The organism is Bacteroides sp. MSB163 (genome assembly GCF_036416795.1).
Classification (GTDB): Bacteria; Bacteroidota; Bacteroidia; order Bacteroidales; family Bacteroidaceae; genus Bacteroides; species Bacteroides maternus.
In genome coordinates this window covers 853014-869272 of record NZ_CP143867.1, presented here as the reverse complement: position 1 = coordinate 869272, position 16259 = coordinate 853014, and the positions used below count along the sequence as shown (strand labels likewise).

Annotated in this window: 11 protein-coding genes and 1 tRNA gene; all 12 read right to left on the bottom strand. The window is 43.7% G+C overall.

Features of this window, described 5'->3' with window-relative positions:
* Window positions 1–3 precede the first annotated feature (3 nt).
* On the bottom strand, window positions 4–3042 hold the full coding sequence (locus VYM24_RS03065) for a SusC/RagA family TonB-linked outer membrane protein (protein ID WP_330941415.1): 3039 nt from the start codon (window positions 3040–3042) through the stop codon (window positions 4–6).
* 462 nt (window positions 3043–3504) lie between these two features.
* Window positions 3505–3586: transfer RNA gene (locus tag VYM24_RS03060), tRNA-Leu, on the bottom strand.
* A gap of 75 nt (window positions 3587–3661) precedes the next feature.
* Window positions 3662–4687, bottom strand: coding sequence for a S41 family peptidase (locus VYM24_RS03055; protein ID WP_330941414.1), 1026 nt, complete (start codon window positions 4685–4687; stop codon window positions 3662–3664).
* A 39-nt stretch (window positions 4688–4726) separates the two neighbouring features.
* Window positions 4727–5587: a DUF3316 domain-containing protein gene (locus VYM24_RS03050; protein WP_330941413.1), complete on the bottom strand. Its 861-nt coding sequence runs from the start codon at window positions 5585–5587 to the stop codon at window positions 4727–4729.
* A gap of 40 nt (window positions 5588–5627) precedes the next feature.
* On the bottom strand, window positions 5628–8306 hold the full coding sequence (locus VYM24_RS03045; protein WP_330941412.1) for a DNA gyrase/topoisomerase IV subunit A: 2679 nt from the start codon (window positions 8304–8306) through the stop codon (window positions 5628–5630).
* A 28-nt stretch (window positions 8307–8334) separates the two neighbouring features.
* Window positions 8335–9318, bottom strand: a complete 984-nt coding sequence (locus VYM24_RS03040; RefSeq protein ID WP_330941411.1) for a ParA family protein — start codon at window positions 9316–9318, stop codon at window positions 8335–8337.
* A complete protein-coding gene (locus tag VYM24_RS03035) occupies window positions 9306–10505 on the bottom strand; it encodes an RNA-binding domain-containing protein (protein WP_291551048.1) in 1200 nt (399 codons plus the stop codon). Before VYM24_RS03035 ends, VYM24_RS03040 begins: the two co-directional genes overlap by 13 nt.
* Window positions 10506–10778: 273 nt before the next feature.
* Window positions 10779–11150: an OmpA family protein gene (locus VYM24_RS03030; RefSeq protein ID WP_330941410.1), complete on the bottom strand. Its 372-nt coding sequence runs from the start codon at window positions 11148–11150 to the stop codon at window positions 10779–10781.
* A gap of 132 nt (window positions 11151–11282) precedes the next feature.
* The gene (locus tag VYM24_RS03025) at window positions 11283–11849 is read right to left on the bottom strand and encodes a hypothetical protein (RefSeq protein WP_330941409.1); all 567 of its coding nucleotides are present in this window, start codon (window positions 11847–11849) and stop codon (window positions 11283–11285) included.
* 12 nt (window positions 11850–11861) lie between these two features.
* Window positions 11862–12440 carry a DUF4369 domain-containing protein gene (locus VYM24_RS03020; protein WP_330941408.1) on the bottom strand — a complete coding sequence of 193 codons (579 nt, stop codon included), beginning with the start codon at window positions 12438–12440 and terminating at the stop codon, window positions 11862–11864.
* Between the two features lie 106 nt (window positions 12441–12546).
* A complete protein-coding gene (locus tag VYM24_RS03015; protein ID WP_291551054.1) occupies window positions 12547–13428 on the bottom strand; it encodes a BT1926 family outer membrane beta-barrel protein in 882 nt (293 codons plus the stop codon).
* A gap of 30 nt (window positions 13429–13458) precedes the next feature.
* Window positions 13459–16251 carry a hypothetical protein gene (locus VYM24_RS03010; RefSeq protein WP_330941407.1) on the bottom strand — a complete coding sequence of 931 codons (2793 nt, stop codon included), beginning with the start codon at window positions 16249–16251 and terminating at the stop codon, window positions 13459–13461.
* Window positions 16252–16259 lie beyond the last annotated feature (8 nt).

Genomic DNA, 16259 nt, shown 5'->3' with positions numbered 1-16259 from the left:
CCTTTAGAACGTCAGATTAAACCCGAACGTATAAATCGCCGGCATCGGATAACTTCCGTCATCCACCCCGAAGGCAATGGCCGAGCCACCCAGTTCAGGTGTATATCCGGTGTTATGTTTCCACGTTTTCAGATTCTGAATATTCACATAGAGTTTCAGTGCCTGCATACCGATCTTGGAAATCAACGCCTTGTCGAAGTTGTAAGCCAATGATACGTTGCGGATGCGGAAGAACGAGCCGTCTTCTATATAGTATTCAGAATTCATATTGTTGATGCTGTGTTTCGTATTCAGCAATGGCTGGGTATTGCTGGTACCCTCTCCATGCCAACGGTCCATGCGTTGTGCCATGAAGTTGAACTGGCTCCAGTTATAGTTATCCCAGGTACGGTAAATCTGGTTACCGCTTTGTCCCATCATGTCTACTGCCAACTCCCAGTTTTTGTAACCTACTCCGAGAGTGAAACCATAAGTGACATTAGGTGTCGGGTCACCAATCATGGTACGGTCGGCAGTGGTGATTTCACCGTCACCGTTTACATCCTTAAACTTCAAGTCACCCGGAGTGACCGTTGCAAGCTTATTCTTCGGTGAATTATCAATCTCTTCCTGAGTCTGGTAAACACCTTCTACTTTGTAACCATAGAAGTAACCGATAGGATAACCTGCCATTGTATAACTTTGGCTCTTATCTCCGGCAATGATGGAGTATCCATCCTGTACAAGGCTTAATACCTTGTTCTTAATGGTAGTCAGGTTAGCTCCGACGTTATAATTCCAGTCGCCGATCTGGTCGCGCCAGCTCAGTGCAAGTTCCACACCCAGATTTTCGATAGATCCCAGGTTGCCGATGCCCGGCACGGTTCCTGAAATACCGGGAACTTCTGCCAGCAGGTCTTTTGTTTTCTTCTTGTAATATACACCTTCAAAGTGCAGGCGGTTGCGGAAGAAGTTGGCTTCGGCACCTACTTCCCATGCTTCTACTTTTTCCCAACGCAGGTTCGGGTTAGGCAGATAGGCAAGCTGATAGCCCGGATAAATGGCGGACGGAGTACCGAATACTGCGGAATAGGCATTGGTCAGCAAAGGCTCCGCCGGATAGGCTCTATCCAGGTTTTGGTTACCCAGCGTACCCCATGATCCTTTCAGTTTCAACATATCCAGCCATTCGATACCTTTCATCCATTCCTCTTCGCTCATCAGCCAACCCAGACCTACGGAGTAGAAATTCTGCCATTGGTTTCCTGTATAAGAGAAAGCGGAAGAACCGTCGCGGCGGTAGGAGCCGTTGAACAGGTACTTGCCTTTATAATTATAGAGAATACGTGCCGGTACAGATACTGTAGAACGTTCCCATTGTGTACTACCGTTGGTTGCAGTGGCGGCATCGCCGATACTTACATACCATTTGTCGGGATTGTCCGGAATGATCAGACCTACACCTTGCGTGCGTCCGGCATTCAGATTTTCGAGCTTATTATAATAGGTGGTAAAACCGGCGGTGGCTGTCAGGCTATGGTCGCCCCAGGAGTTGGTATAAGTCAACAGATAATCGCTCTGTACTTTCATCTCGGTCTCTTTGGCCTGAGTCACTCCGGTCTTGCCGGTGCCCAGTGTAGCTATATCACCTTCGGCACTGGCATCATACACTTTAATAATCGGCGTGTAAGTCCGTGTGCTGTTCGATGCATAATCCAGTGAGAACATGGCTTTGAACTGAAAGTGTTGCAGGAAGTCCCATTGCCCGTATATGTTACCCGAACCGCGGTAGTTCTCCGCCTTTGTGGTATTTGCCTTCAATTCAACGTCCACCATCGGGTTATTCATCTGCGCTTTTTGGAAGCCGGGGAGGGAGGTATACAATCCATATTCTTTGTTATACACCTCTGCTACCGGAGCCGCCCGCAGGGCAGTGGCAACACTCTTTGAATCAGCCGGCAACATACGTGCACCGTTGAACTGGAAACCTACTTTGAAGTTGTCCGTCACTTTATAATCATCGCTGATGCTCAGTGTGATTTTGCTGTACTTCTCATGCTTGATGTTTCCTTGCTCGTAGGCATAACCTGCGCCGAGGTAGAAGCTATGCCTGTCGGAAGCACCCGTAATGCTGATATTATTGTTCGTAATGAATCCGGTCTGGAAGATTTCGTCCTGCCAGTTGGTGTTACCTGTCCAGTCGGAGAAATTATATTCCGGATTGCCTTCATTTCTCAACTGTTCGTTATACAGTAGTTTGAAGCCATCGGCATCTACCATTGCAATCTTGTTGGTGATGGCTTTGAAGCCGAACGAACCGTTGATGTTTACCCGTGTCTGTCCTTCTTTCGCTTTCTTGGTGGTGATGATGATTACACCATTGGCACCACGCACACCGAAGATGGCAAGTGAGGAAGGGTCTTTCAGGATTTCCATTGACTCGATATCCTGTGGGTTCAGGAAGTTGATGTTGTCATTGAACAGGCCGTCCACTACATACAAGGGTTTGTAACCATTGATAGAGTTTGTACCGCGTACGCGGATTTCCGGATCGGCGCCTGCCTTACCGGAGTTGATGATTTGTACACCGGCCACTTTACCTTGCAGGGCAGACAGTGGGTTGGCAACAGGTTTGTTGGCAATTTCGTCACCTTTAATGTTGGTGATAGATCCTGTCAGGTCACGCTTTTTGGCGCTACCGTAACCGATAACCACTGTTTCGGCAAGCATCTGCGAGTCTTCTTTCATCTGTACATTGATGACGCTCTGGTTGCCTACTTTAATGCTTTGCTTCTCCATACCTACGTATGAGAAGTCGAGGGTGGCATTTGGCGGAACTTGGATCGAGTAATCACCATCCAGTCCGGTCACTACGCCGGTGTTGGTGCCTTGTACCACAATAGATACACCAATCAACGGTTCTTTAAATGAGTCGGTAACGACACCGGTTATGGTCCGTTCCTGAGAAAATGCGGCAGTGCCTATCAGTAGGAAACATACCGTCAAGAATAGATTTTTAAGCCTTAGGGCTCTCTTCATAGGAGGGTTCAGGTTTCTCTTCATTGCATTAAATTTTTATGTGAATGATATATTGCATCAGAACAATGCAAATGAAAAAAAGATTTCGAGGGCTTTTAAATCTTGGGTTTTTAACACAATTCCTTTAGATAACCAGGCTTAGAAAGATACCTGCATTTCTTTTGGGTGTAAGTACAAAAAATAATATCTATGCATTATCGCAACGGCTGTTACCGTAATGACTGTTACGATAATGACGGCTTATTTATTAAAAGCATAGTTTATTATGAAATTCTATGATCGTGAAGAAGAACGAGAACTATTAGAGAATATCCGTGAAGCTTCCCTGCAAGAGTCGCAAATGACTGTTCTATTCGGTCGGAGGCGTATTGGAATTTGTCACCGAATTAGTGTGTACTTTTTTCGAGGTGACAGCCTAAAAGCAACAAAAAACCCACTAAAATTGCAGTTTTAGTGGGTTTTTGACTGTAAATACCTTGTTAGTAGTGCGGGTGATAGGACTCGAACCTACACGCCTCTCGGCACCAGATCCTAAGTCTGGCGCGGCTGCCAATTACGCCACACCCGCAGTGGCTTTCTTGTTAAGCGGTGGCAAAGATAGAAAGTTTTTTCTTTCTGGCAAACAGTTTGGCATAGAAAGTGTTTATTGGACTACTTTTAAGAGTTCCCGTGCCCGTTCAATAATGGCATCGCTCTTGGTATCATTCTCATCCATATCTACTTTCTCATCCGGATCAATGCCGAATTCGATATGTTGTTTGTCTGCATCCAGGTGGGGACTGGCAGAGAAACGTACGCCCCAACCATTCGGAAGTTCTGAAGAGAAAGGTAATCCCGAACCGCCACCGGTTTTGTCACCTACCAGAGTAACATTAGGAAAATAGCGCATCGCATTTACGAAATCATTTGTTGCGCTATAAGAGTGACGGTTGATGAGAAGCATTACTGGCTTTTGCCAACGGATGCTATTGGAAGGCTCCAAATAAATGGGTATGGGATCAGAGAAGTCACTGTGTCCCTTTCCGGTCTTATGTTGGATATATCCCGTCAACACTTTCTCATTAGTGAAGCGAGCCGCTATACGCTCTGAATTAGTCAGATTTCCGCCACCATTGTTGCGAACATCCAGAATCAGGCCACTACATGGAGCAAGGTAAGAAAGTACCTCATCCAGATTGCCGTTACCGACACCACTGGAGAATGATTCATAATAGATATATCCGATATTGTCATCCAGAATCTTATATTTCATGCCGGCAGCGATGCGGTACGTCTTTCCGAGATATTGCCGTTCGATAATACCTTCGTTGAAGTTGCGGGGATAATCCAGATACCAGTCCCAGTAACGGGCCACATTTGAAGAACTGTACAGATTCACATGACCGTCTTTCAGTTCCGCCAGCATACTGTCAAGCACTTGGAACAATCCGTCATTACCCATGTTGGACGTAATGAGAGGTTGGTATTTATCGTGGATGGCATCCCAGTCTATTTGTTTGTAATCCAGGAAACAGTATTGCTCGTCAATGATCTTCCACAAAGCTTCGAAGTTTCCTTGTGGTGAATTGTTGAACTCTTCCTCCCGGATACAGCTGGATAGCAAAGGCAGTATCATGAGCGCTACTCCCAGCCATCTAAACTTACTATGATATATCTCTTTTATTCCCATTATTCTATTCCCTTATCACGATGTTATCGCTTTATCACTCTATTTTTTCTTCTTGTCACGAATGAGAAACAATTCTTTTACGAAACCTACCATAAACACATGCGAATAGGTATGCGTCTTTATATCATTTACTTTGGATTGTTGCGCATCCCAGAGATAGGCTAAGCGCATTTTGGCTCTTCCTACCGGGAAATCAACAGTCAGCATCTGCCGCAGGGATGGCTGGTTGTGTAGGGAAGTGAAATTAATCACTCCGTTCCAGTTGCCCAACGTAAATATTTCGTAGTACGACTGTCCGTAGTTGGGTGAGAACATAATGCCTGCAAAAGGCAAGTTAACCTGATAGCGCAGGCTAATCGGATAGTTTTTGATTCTTAAATCCCATATTGCCATTCCCGATGCATCCAGATTGACGTAAGCACGTGCCTGTGCCGGGTTGTTGCCATTGCGCAGATTGTAGACAAAACCGCCATTTAAGTCGATAAGTCCTCCGGCAAGTAATTTGAAGTTAGAAGTAATCGGAAAATTATAATGCAATCCGTAATTCCAGTTTGCCAGACCGGAGAACATATTGTTGTTGTCCACCCGGTTGTGTGTATAGCCTAAATCTGCCTGGAAGAAACTTTGCAGAGATACATTACCGTTCATCCACTTCGTCATACGCATACTTTCGCGGGAAATACGGAAGTCAACGCCTTTGTATTCCTGCGGTGACAGGTAGGTGTCGAATACATTCGTGAAGCCGACACCGTACATTGTGGCGCGGGTTATAAAGCGTGTCCTTGCAGAAGAGTCCGCCCTCAGCTCTTGCAGCGCCTTGTCTTCAACACTTTGCGCTTTTATACTTCCACCTGCCAAAAACAGGCATCCCACTATTACACCAATCTTATATAACTTCATTGATATAGTTGCTTATCGCTAATCACTAATCGTTAATCACTTAGAACAGCTTCATCTGCCCCGTTATTTCATCCCGGATATCATCTTCACTCTTTCCATGATCGGGGTCTAAATTTTCCGGCTCTTCTTCCTCCTGATCTTCTGTGTCCTGTGAAACCTCCGGTTGTCGTGTAGGTTCCAGTTCATTGACGGTTTCCATTGTGAACGTAGTGATACGTTTACCTTTTGCCTTGAACCCTTTCACGGCGATAAATTCATCAGCCTCTATAATCATAGGTTCACGGAAACTGTCGTGTCCGCCGAATATGATTTCCAGGCGAGGATAGCATTCATCCGTCAGTAAAATCAGGCGATTGTTCTTGTTTTCTCCCAGATAGTTCTGCTTGCGGTTGGTTGCTTCCATACAGAAACGTTTGATATATGGGAAATTCTGTTGATCCGCGTCATAAAGTACGGCTGTCCATACCTTGTTCGGGTCAAACTTCTCTAATATACGGATATTGGCTTCATAGTGGTTGCTGAGATCGAAGTTGGTGATGTAGAACTCTCCGTTATCATGTACCACCAAAATACTGTCGTCACTCTGGAATTCTCCCAGATATTCACCTCGTCCGTCATAGTTAAGGCGAAGTACGTCACGGTCGAACCAAACTTTTCGTCCGCCCAGAGTAGAACCGCCACGCTGTTTCAGGGCGATCTTGTGTACTGGAAGCTTGGTTAGAATGTTTCCCCTTGCCTGACGTCCCTTAATGCCGATAGCACTAAAATCTTCTTCGAAGATAATGCGTCGTACCCGTGGATTGGGTTTCAGGGTTACTTTGATGACTTCCGCTTCACCGTTGGGGTTGGCAGTGAAGTACATGATGCGTGAATCGGGTGTGCCTTGCGTCACATCATATTCGCGATCACGGATAATGCTTGTCACTGCAAAACGCTTGATGTAATGTGTACCCTCTTTTCCGTCTCGGTAAACTACATTGTAGATGGTACGCTTGTCATTTTTCTTGAATACATTGGCATAAAGAATATTTTTGCCCACAAATTTCTTATCAGAAACAGGAGTAACTATATATCGCCCGTCGCGGAAGAAGATAATGACATCGTCGAGGCTGGAACAGTTTGAGAGGAATTCATCTTTCTTCAGCCCTGTGCCGATGAAGCCTTCTTCGCGATTGATGTATAATTTTTCGTTGGCTTCCACTACCTTGCTTGCCTCGATGGTATCGAAGTTGCGCAATTCTGTACGGCGCGGGAAATTCTTGCCATATTTGTTTTTCAGCATCAAATACCAGTCTACCGTATATTCCACGATATTAGCCAGATGATGGTCTATTTCCTCTATGTCCGCCTTCATGCGGGCAATGAGTTCTTCCGCTTTGTCGGAGTTGAACTTGAGGATGCGCCCCATCTTTATTTCCATCAATTTGAGGATATCTTCCTTGGTTACTTCGCGTACGAATTGTGGATAATAAGGCGTCAGACGTTCGTCGATGTGTTCGCAAGCGGCATCCATATTTTTGGCCTGCTCAAATTCCTTGTCTTTATAGATGCGTTCTTCAATGAAGATCTTTTCCAGTGAGGCAAAGTGCAGACTTTCCAGTATTTCGTCTTTGCGTATTTCCAACTCCTGGCGCAACAGGGATAAGGTGTTATCTACTGATTTTCTCAGTATATTGCTCACGGTGAGGAAGTGGGGTTTCTGATCGTCGATGACACAACAGTTGGGCGAAATGCTAACTTCGCAATCAGTGAAAGCGTACAAGGCATCTATCGTCTTGTCCGAGGAAACACCAGGCGCCAGGTGAACCAATATCTCTACGTTGCCGGATGTCAGGTCTTCTACTTTTTTTATCTTGATTTTTCCTTTTTCGCTTGCCTTTACTATAGAGTCGCAAACACTGGCTACCGTTTTCCCGTAAGGAATTTCTTTGATGGCAAGTGTCTTATTATCAATCTTTTCAATTTTAGCGCGTATGCGTACCGCACCGCCACGTTCTCCGTCATTGTATTTAGAAACATCAATGCTGCCACCTGTCTGGAAATCCGGATACAGTTTGAACTCCTCTTCATGCAGATAGTGGATGGATGCATCGCAAAGTTCATTGAAGTTATGGGGAAGTATTTTGGATGAAAGACCTACCGCAATACCTTCTACTCCTTGTGCCAGCAGCAAAGGAAATTTAACAGGCAGGGTTACCGGTTCTTTGTTTCGTCCGTCATAGGAAAGTTTCCATTCGGTAGTTTTGGGATTGAACACTACATCGAGGGCGAATTTCGACAGGCGTGCTTCAATGTAACGGGGAGCAGCAGCACCGTCACCGGTGAGTATATTACCCCAGTTTCCCTGACAGTCTACGAGTAAATCCTTCTGTCCTAATTGCACCAGCGCATCCCCGATAGAAGCGTCACCGTGCGGGTGAAACTGCATGGTATGTCCTACGATGTTCGCTACCTTATTGTAACGTCCATCTTCCAAACGCCTCATGGAATGCAGAATGCGTCTCTGCACGGGCTTCAAACCATCATTTATATGGGGCACGGCACGCTCCAGAATAACGTATGAAGCATAATCCAGAAACCAGTTCTGGTACATACCGCTAAGTTGGTATTTTGCTTTTACGTCTTTCGCGTCAGCGGGTTTATAATCCGAATGTCCTTCGCTCCCTTCCGGGAGTCCGTTTTCCAAGTCGTCTTTTGGTGCTTCAAAGTCTTCGCTCATAATTTTTTGGAATAATGCGGTAATGCTTTTATTTGCAGTGCGTTAAAATGTTTTCTGTAAAAAGCTGGAATTCTTCATAGCTTTTCTTGACAGCGTATAAATGTGCTCCAATTGCCCCATCAGCAGGCTTAAGCAAAAAGATCGGTTTATGCGCTTCCATTGACATTGGGGCTAAACTTCTATAATGCTTTAATAAGCCTATGCAATTGGGATCGTCTTCTACCGTATAGTTGGTTGGTATATTATCATTTAATACGTATTCTTTAAATATCCGAGGGATACGGTTCGCCCATCTTAAATAGGATTGTACGGGCCTACTCTCTTTGGCCGAATATTGCATGACAATATAACCAGCGGGTTTTATGTTTCCATTTGGTATCGTAAATGTTGTTTTGGCAGGTTTTTGCTCCAGTCTTTTATCCCATTGTTGTTTCCATGTGTGTAGGGTCGCTCCTATATTCTTAATACCTTGTAACGAGAATAAATCAGAGGCTACAGGAATAATCATGTAGTCGGAACTTAGTAAAACCGCTCGATTGATAGCTCCCAAATTAGGACCTACATCTATTAAAATATATTTGGCGTGAAACCGCTGGGCGGCATCATTGATTATAGTATTAAATATACTCATAATTCGAAAGGAATAAGCATCTCCATCCAAACATTTCAGCCATGCATCACTCAACTTATCTTCAAAAGTAGATAATGCCAAATCTCCTAAAATAAGTCCCAATTTACTTGTAATAGGTTCTATATGGACGGGTTCATATGGATCGCCGGAAATAATTGGACTGATAGAGTTTAAAACAGTGTATGGCTCCTCTGATTCATAGATTGTTTCCAGTCTATCATCCGAAAGAAACATAGAAGTTAGGTTCGATTGGGGATCCAAATCTATTGCTATACTTTTTATGCCCATTTCTGATAGCATCCAAGCAACATGATAGACGGTTGTCGTTTTTCCAACGCCACCTTTGTTGTTAAAGAATGTGATAACTTTTATACTTCCCATTTTTTATTAATAGAAATCGTTACTTTAAATTTGGTGATTAGCTCTAAATCGAATACCGGTTCACCGTTCCCGTTTTTTTCTAATTCGCTGATAGCATTTTGCACTCCATAATTAAACCTGTTTACATAACCTAACAATTTCAAGGCTTCGGCTATAGCTACATTCCTATAATCGCTGGCGTAAGGAAAGTTGTTAGGGGTTACATCTCCATACAGCCCTCCTGAGTTTATAATTTCAATTCGGGATGCAAACTCATAAATGTATATCGGAGCATTCGAATCATAATTTCGATGCATGATAGCATTCATAGCCAACTCTCTTAATGCCCAGTATGAATAATTCTTTATGAGTACTTCCTGAAAGGAATCTGTTCTTATAGCTTTTTCTTTGATGATATTATTTTTAATAAAATCATCGATATTTTTTAATTCGCTAATGAGTGCTCCCGAAAATAGCTTTTCAAATTCAACTCCATCTGTCACCTGATCACCTTTGAACTTAATATACTGGATATATGCGCCCGGTAAAAAGAACAAAGGATTTAATCCAAACATTATTATACCTGCATTTGTCGGGCAGTCATTTTTGATATCGAAGAAACGCAAAGCTGCCATTTTTTGTTTAGTAGTCCTTCCGTTAAGTCGCAAGGTCTCTTCATTTATTGCCAGTGGTAGATAGGATAAGGCAAAATATTCTTCGCTGATATCATCTAAAGTGGCTCCCAAAGCTGGTACTAAATCAAAAGTTTTGGCATATGAGGCTCTTCGTTCAATAAGTATATTTTCTTCTGAAACATTGGCTATGGCCCTTCGTGGGCCAACTCGTATCCAGCATCTACCTTCAAATCTTACCGGAGGATACAATGATGGTTTTACTTCGACTGCTACTACATCCCCACCGTCAATATGAAAAACTTCACTTACAATTATTGAAGGTTGTGGTAAAACGTTTCCATTTGTTTTTACGCCGCCTATTTTTTTCAGTTCCTCATCTCCAATATTTATACCTGCAACTTTGCCATCATCTTTAACTCCTAGCAATATGTATCCGCTTCTTTTACTATTAGGGAAGTCGTTGGATAAAGCGCATACAGCCGGACCCAATTTATCTTCTCTAAAAGAAATGGTTCTTTCAATACGGTCTGATTCTAAATCGGCTATGAGCAGTCTTATTTCCTTTTCTTGCATATCTCTTGAATTAAAGATTGATTGTTGCCATATTGGCGTCGAACGCAAAAATACGAATTTTCTCGGGAAAACCTGCAAATGAAGACTTTTTAATTATCTGGAAAAGGAAGAGGCGAAGAAAAGGTTAAGTGGGCTGTGTGTTTCTGTAATATAATGAAAAAGGGTGCTGCGATATATTTTCAATATATGCACCACCCTTTTGGGAAAGCAAACAAAGATAATCATTGAGATGAAATGATTGTCTCTTCTAAATATATACTGGTTAATCGGCGATTATGACGACGACGCGGTTCCAGTCATTGGTCTGGAACGGCTGTCACTGTCTTGCATACTTGATATGGTGAGGCGGTCGCGGCTGATGCCATACTTTTCCGTCAGTTGCTTGGCTACGCTTTCCGCGCGTTGCTTGGCAAGGCGGAGGTTGATTTCACGGCTTCCCGTTCCGTTGTCGGCATATCCTGTGACGGTGGCTTTCGAATCGGGGAACTGCTTCATGTAGTCGGCAATGGCAAGCACGTTCATTTTCTGATTGGGGTCGACGTTGGTCTTTGCCAATCCGAAGGCAACATGGCTTTTGATGCCTTTTACTACTTTGGCGGGCGGACAGTCGGGCTTTATAAATACGGTGTCTGCCTTTTGCATCATTACTTCCTGCATTTCCTCCTTCACTTGTGCCCGCTGATCGTTGACGAGTTGGTTAACTTCTTCTTCAGTGTAAAGAACTTCCGGATATTCTTCGGAGATACAGGTGATACATTTGTATCCTGTTCTGAATTTCTAGGTAAGTCCCAGTGATAGGGTGAAGTAAGTGTCGAACGAGTGGTCATCGCGCCCGTTCCAGCGGTCGGATACACCGTTGGCCAAGGCTTCTATGTTGAAATCTAAGGTATCGTTCAGGCGGAAAGCGCCTTGCAGGCCAAGGCGCCCCATGAAGCTGCTGACGTTGTGGCTGTAAGTACGGTTGAAACCTACACCGGTGATAATGCTGAGATCGAATAGGCGTTCCGGATACTTCTTGATGAGTTGGCTGAAGTTCATCAGTCCGTCTACGGTGGCCGCACCATAATAAAAACCATGAGCTTGCTTGCTGATTTCCGAGCCTACACGTCCACGCCAGCCGCTGATTGCGAGTCTGGCTCCCCATACGGGTGAGAAGTATTTTTCGACGGCTATGGCGCCGGTAGGCGCTATCGGTTTTCCGAAAGCGGCGTCTCCGGTGGAGTAGGAGGCTCCCATTTGTCCCTGGATGAACCAAGGATTCGGATTTGTTTTCTTTTCTTGTGCATGGACACTTATACAAGCAGCCGTCAGTGCCATGACGGTAATGATAAATTTGAGTTTCATAGTAAACTGTTTTTAGTTTCCCATTTGTGCTTTTACCTGGGCTTTGTCATCTGTATTCAGGTGTATGCCATAATTCTGATAGATGTATTTTCCTACGGCATTATCTTTGTTAGACAGAATTTGTTGTTTGTAAAATTCGGAGAATACTTTGTCGATCTCTTCAGGTGTGATTCCTTGTTTTGTGCCAACTCCGTCTTTGCAATGTTGCAGGGCATCGAGGAATTCTTTGATCCGTGTATTCAGTGGAGTGCCGGATAGTTTGATGTATTCCCCTAACTCTACTTTTGCAATGCCTTTTTCGATGGCGACCGGCATATCCAACTGGTCGGTAGAGTCCAGCTCTGCCGTCATGTGTATGATGGCTACATACGGCTCGCCAATATTATTTTTCTTTTCAAGGTAGAAGCGGCCGTCTTTGACTTCGCAACTGTCTATCCGGATACCGGTATTATCTATCAGATACACTTTCTTGTATTCTTTGAAAGAAAGATACCCTTTGATGGTACATTCCGATTTACCGGAAGTTCCTGAGCAGGCTGCTAATCCCTTTGCTATGATGACAAGAGGTAAAAGCAATATATGTTTCTTCATTACGTTAACTGTTTTTTAGAATAAAGGCGGTTCGGCTAATTATGTTAGCAGAACCGCCTTTCCTGCATTACGTACGTTAATGTCTAACTTTAACGTAGTTTCTTTTTTAGAATCTGAAACCGAATTTCAATACAGGCATGTCGAACAACTTGATGTTATGATGTCCTATACTGTATTTATCGAAACCCTTTGGGCAGATTTGTATCACGTCGTAGCGGTAAGCTACCGGCTGGAGTTCCAGACCGACAATCATACCTTTGGCGAGACAGTATTCCAGTCCGGCTACGGCAGCACCTTTGATACCGAACATTTGTCCGGCTTTTCCGGCTGCCAGATATACGTGTTCCGGAAGTCCTTCTTCACTGTCTTCGTCTTCTCCGTCGCTATACGTTTTGCCTGTATAAGGTTCCGTGGTTTCAATGCGCGCCATCTGGAAACCGGCTACGGCTCCTATGTATGGGTGTATGCGTGGATTGCTCGTTTTGAAATAGCGGTTTGAACCTACCGATACGTACCAGTTATTGGTAACTTGCGCGTTTACATACTTTTGGGCTGGGATAATTATGTCGGGCACTGATTCATAGTCGCCCTCTAAATAGTCCTTCTTTGGGGTGATACTGATGTTCATTCCCAAAGAGAAGTTGATATCCCAACAGTCGCTTACGAAGTATTTGGCTTGCAGACCGGCGATGTTGATTAAGCTATTGTCATTGAGTCCGCTGATGTTCAGGTAGCCGTTCAGATTGCCCGATTCATCTGTTCCTCCGTTTGGAAGTCCTATCGAGCCTTCTGTGTTGGTGTATTTGGGTAAAAGGTAGCTGACGTTATCGTTGTACGATTGTCCGCTGTTGCCCAATACCAATGACACCTGCCACTGACCTTTGCGGGGAGCAAACACTACACCCTCTTTGTCGCCGCGGGTTTGTTGCGCCCATGCGGGCGCAACAAAGGCAGCTAACAATAAGATTGTGCAAAGTTTTCTAATCATCTTTTTGTTATTTAAATTTGGCATTGCCGATTATTCAGCAGTTTCCGCAGCGATAGCTGCAATCATCTTGTTCAGAGCTTCCAATGCATCGTTGTAAACCTCCTGTGCGGCTACCATGGCAGCTTCTGCATCTTCCAACGCTTCTTTTGCAGTCTGCAAAGCGGTGAGGTTGCCATTGTTGTAACCATCCAAATTGTGTTGAGCTGTTTCGATAGCATGATTTTGGTCTTCGATTGATGCTTCCAGTTGCTCGATTAGAGTTTTCAACTTCGTAACTTCTCTGTCGATAAGGTCTTGGCTCCATTCATCGAAACCTGCATCTCTATAGTCTTTGATAGCTTGCCAAACAGCTTCTTTCAAATCGTAAATAGGGCCAGAAGTAGCACGCAATTCGTTGAGTGCGTCAACGGCATCTTGAAGCTTTTTGTTAATAGCCAGAAGTTCTTTATCTAATGCTTCACCTTGTTCTTTATAGCTGAGTTCTTGTTCGTCATACTTGGCTTGCATGGTTTCAATAGCTTCTTCAGTTGCGCTAATCAACTTGTTAACAGAACTGTTCTTGTCAGCCAACCATGCTTCAGCAAATTTCACTTGAGCTTCAAAAGCAAATACTGAACCCATTCTACCAAATTGACGGCATGCAGTGATATAATCATTTCCGTACAAAGGCTCTTCACTGCTTTCAGCAATCAACTTTTCTACATCTTCAAAAGTCAAATCAAGCAAACGTGCATCAGGGTCACCGTATTCATTCTGTCCAAAGCCATAAGCATTACCGAACAGTGCTCGTGATCTGTACTGAATCAGCGTTTTGATGTTGTCTTTGCTGATTTCTGTTACGGCATCAGCGTCTACTTCATATGTGGAAACATTATTTGGGTAGTGAACCCATTCACTATTAATATAATTACCATCTGCATCATTCCATCCGCTAATATAGTAGCTATTGTCATAAGAACCTTGGTAAAGTCCTGCTGCTTCTGCGAAATTTGCGTGGTTATAGATTGTCTGATATGTAGTCCACTCATCAATACGAGAAGCGTTCGTATAGAAATTATCATATAACGGTGTTACAATGTCTACCTCTGCAGTAAGTGCATCCCTCTTGGCTTTATATGCTTCTACAGTAGTACGAACGGCAGCTTCAGCTTCCAAACGTTTTGTATCTTCTGCTTTAAGAGCAGCATCACGCTTCTCTTCAAGAGGTTTTGTCAATTCTGCTACGTAAGCATTGCTGTCAAAATCCGTATAAGCCTTCCAAGCTTCATCTTTTTTTGCCTGTTCGGCATCTGGGTTACTGTTTAAAGTGTTCCAAGCTTCGTATAGCTTTGTTCTTTCCTCTTCAGCCTTTGTGTATGGATCCAGTTTGTTATACTCCGCATTATATGTATAGTTGATATTATCCTTATTATTCCAAAATTCATTTGTTACTTTTTGATGAGCCTTGCGTGCATCCTCGAAAGCCTTCCATGCCTTTTGATAATCCGTTACGGCTGTATTAAACGGCTTAATAGCAGCAACAGCTTCTGTGTAACCGGTAATCTTACTCATATTGATAACTACATCAGCCGGAGTCCGATGATAAACATCTACTGCTTCTTTCCAGTCTTTTTTCATACCTTCGATAGCAGTATTTGCATCTTCAATATCTTTCTTCCACTCTGCAATGCGTTGTTGTGTCCACTCATTGTCGTTCTCATCGCGAGTCCATTGCTGAACCTGTGTTAATAACGTATTCAGTTCCTCTAATCTATAATTATAATAATATTGGTTCATCCATGTGTATGTCAGAGGCTCATATTCTTTATCTTTGATATTATTCCAAGCGAAGGGCAAGGCGTCACCTATTACCTCCGGATAAGTAAATGCGGGAATCTCAACATCTTTCTGCATACTTTCTGTCATAGCCTGAACTTTTTTGTTTAATTCAGCCAATTCCCCTTTCTGAATAGCACGTCTTTCTTCAGCAGCCTTTACGCTCTCATCTGCAATTTTCTTCTTCAGGGCATTGAGTTCCTGTTCCAGAGCTTCATACTTAGCGGCAAGTTCTGTAGGCTTCATGTTTTCGAATTCACCTAATCCTTCTTTAGCTTCCTTTAAAGCCGCTTCAAGACCTTCCAACTTCTTGTTTTCCAGTTTCAAAGTGCGTGCCAATTCGTATTGCCAGTATTCCTTGTCAGCTTCGGTTTCTTCCACCAACTGTGCAGCCTTATTCACAGCACGCTGTGCTAAGCGGACATCTTCCTTTTTCTCAGCTAAATCTTCTTTGGCAGTCTTTACATCATTGACGTAATCAGCCAACAAAAGCTGTTGCTGCTTTGTGAGTGAAGCTTTCTGTGCAGCGAGTTCCAACAGCACTTTTTCATATGCTACTTCTGCTTGCTTATATGCTAATTCCCAGCTTTTCACAGCTTGTTCTGCAGCAGCTATAGCACTATTTTTTTCAATTTCCCACATCTCTTTTTGGTGTTCCAATTCTGCGATTGGGGCTTGTAGTTTTTGTTTTTCCTGCTCGTTTTGAGTTTCAATCAACTTAACCTTTGCTTCTTCTTGCTTGGCGATAGCCTCTTTGATTTTTGCATTGGCGTTTTCTGTTGCAGCAAGAGCCTTTTGATATTCAGCTTGTGCCAGTAAATAAGCGGCTTTTGCCTTCACTTGCTCCGCTTTTGCAGTTTCTACGGTAGCTTTTGCCTTCAGCAGTTCAGCCTTTGCGCCACGCAATACGGTGATCCCTTCCGGCTCATCATTGTCAATACATCCGGTAAATACCGGCGTCGCTCCCAGCATTATGCCGGCTGCGACTAAGTAAGTCCACTTTTTCATAACAATAA

What these genes read in the sequence shown, in the direction of transcription:
- VYM24_RS03025 (WP_330941409.1), bottom strand. Translation starts at nt 11,849, where the DNA reads ATGAAACTCAAATTTATCATTACCGTCATGGCACTGACGGCTGCTTGT.
- VYM24_RS03050 (WP_330941413.1), bottom strand. Translation starts at nt 5,587, where the DNA reads ATGAAGTTATATAAGATTGGTGTAATAGTGGGATGCCTGTTTTTGGCA.
- VYM24_RS03065 (WP_330941415.1), bottom strand. Translation starts at nt 3,042, where the DNA reads ATGAAGAGAAACCTGAACCCTCCTATGAAGAGAGCCCTAAGGCTTAAA.
- VYM24_RS03045 (WP_330941412.1), bottom strand. Translation starts at nt 8,306, where the DNA reads ATGAGCGAAGACTTTGAAGCACCAAAAGACGACTTGGAAAACGGACTC.
- VYM24_RS03035 (WP_291551048.1), bottom strand. Translation starts at nt 10,505, where the DNA reads ATGCAAGAAAAGGAAATAAGACTGCTCATAGCCGATTTAGAATCAGAC.
- VYM24_RS03055 (WP_330941414.1), bottom strand. Translation starts at nt 4,687, where the DNA reads ATGGGAATAAAAGAGATATATCATAGTAAGTTTAGATGGCTGGGAGTA.
- VYM24_RS03040 (WP_330941411.1), bottom strand. Translation starts at nt 9,318, where the DNA reads ATGGGAAGTATAAAAGTTATCACATTCTTTAACAACAAAGGTGGCGTT.
- VYM24_RS03015 (WP_291551054.1), bottom strand. Translation starts at nt 13,428, where the DNA reads ATGATTAGAAAACTTTGCACAATCTTATTGTTAGCTGCCTTTGTTGCG.
- VYM24_RS03020 (WP_330941408.1), bottom strand. Translation starts at nt 12,440, where the DNA reads ATGAAGAAACATATATTGCTTTTACCTCTTGTCATCATAGCAAAGGGA.
- VYM24_RS03030 (WP_330941410.1), bottom strand. Translation starts at nt 11,150, where the DNA reads ATGATGCAAAAGGCAGACACCGTATTTATAAAGCCCGACTGTCCGCCC.
- VYM24_RS03010 (WP_330941407.1), bottom strand. Translation starts at nt 16,251, where the DNA reads ATGAAAAAGTGGACTTACTTAGTCGCAGCCGGCATAATGCTGGGAGCG.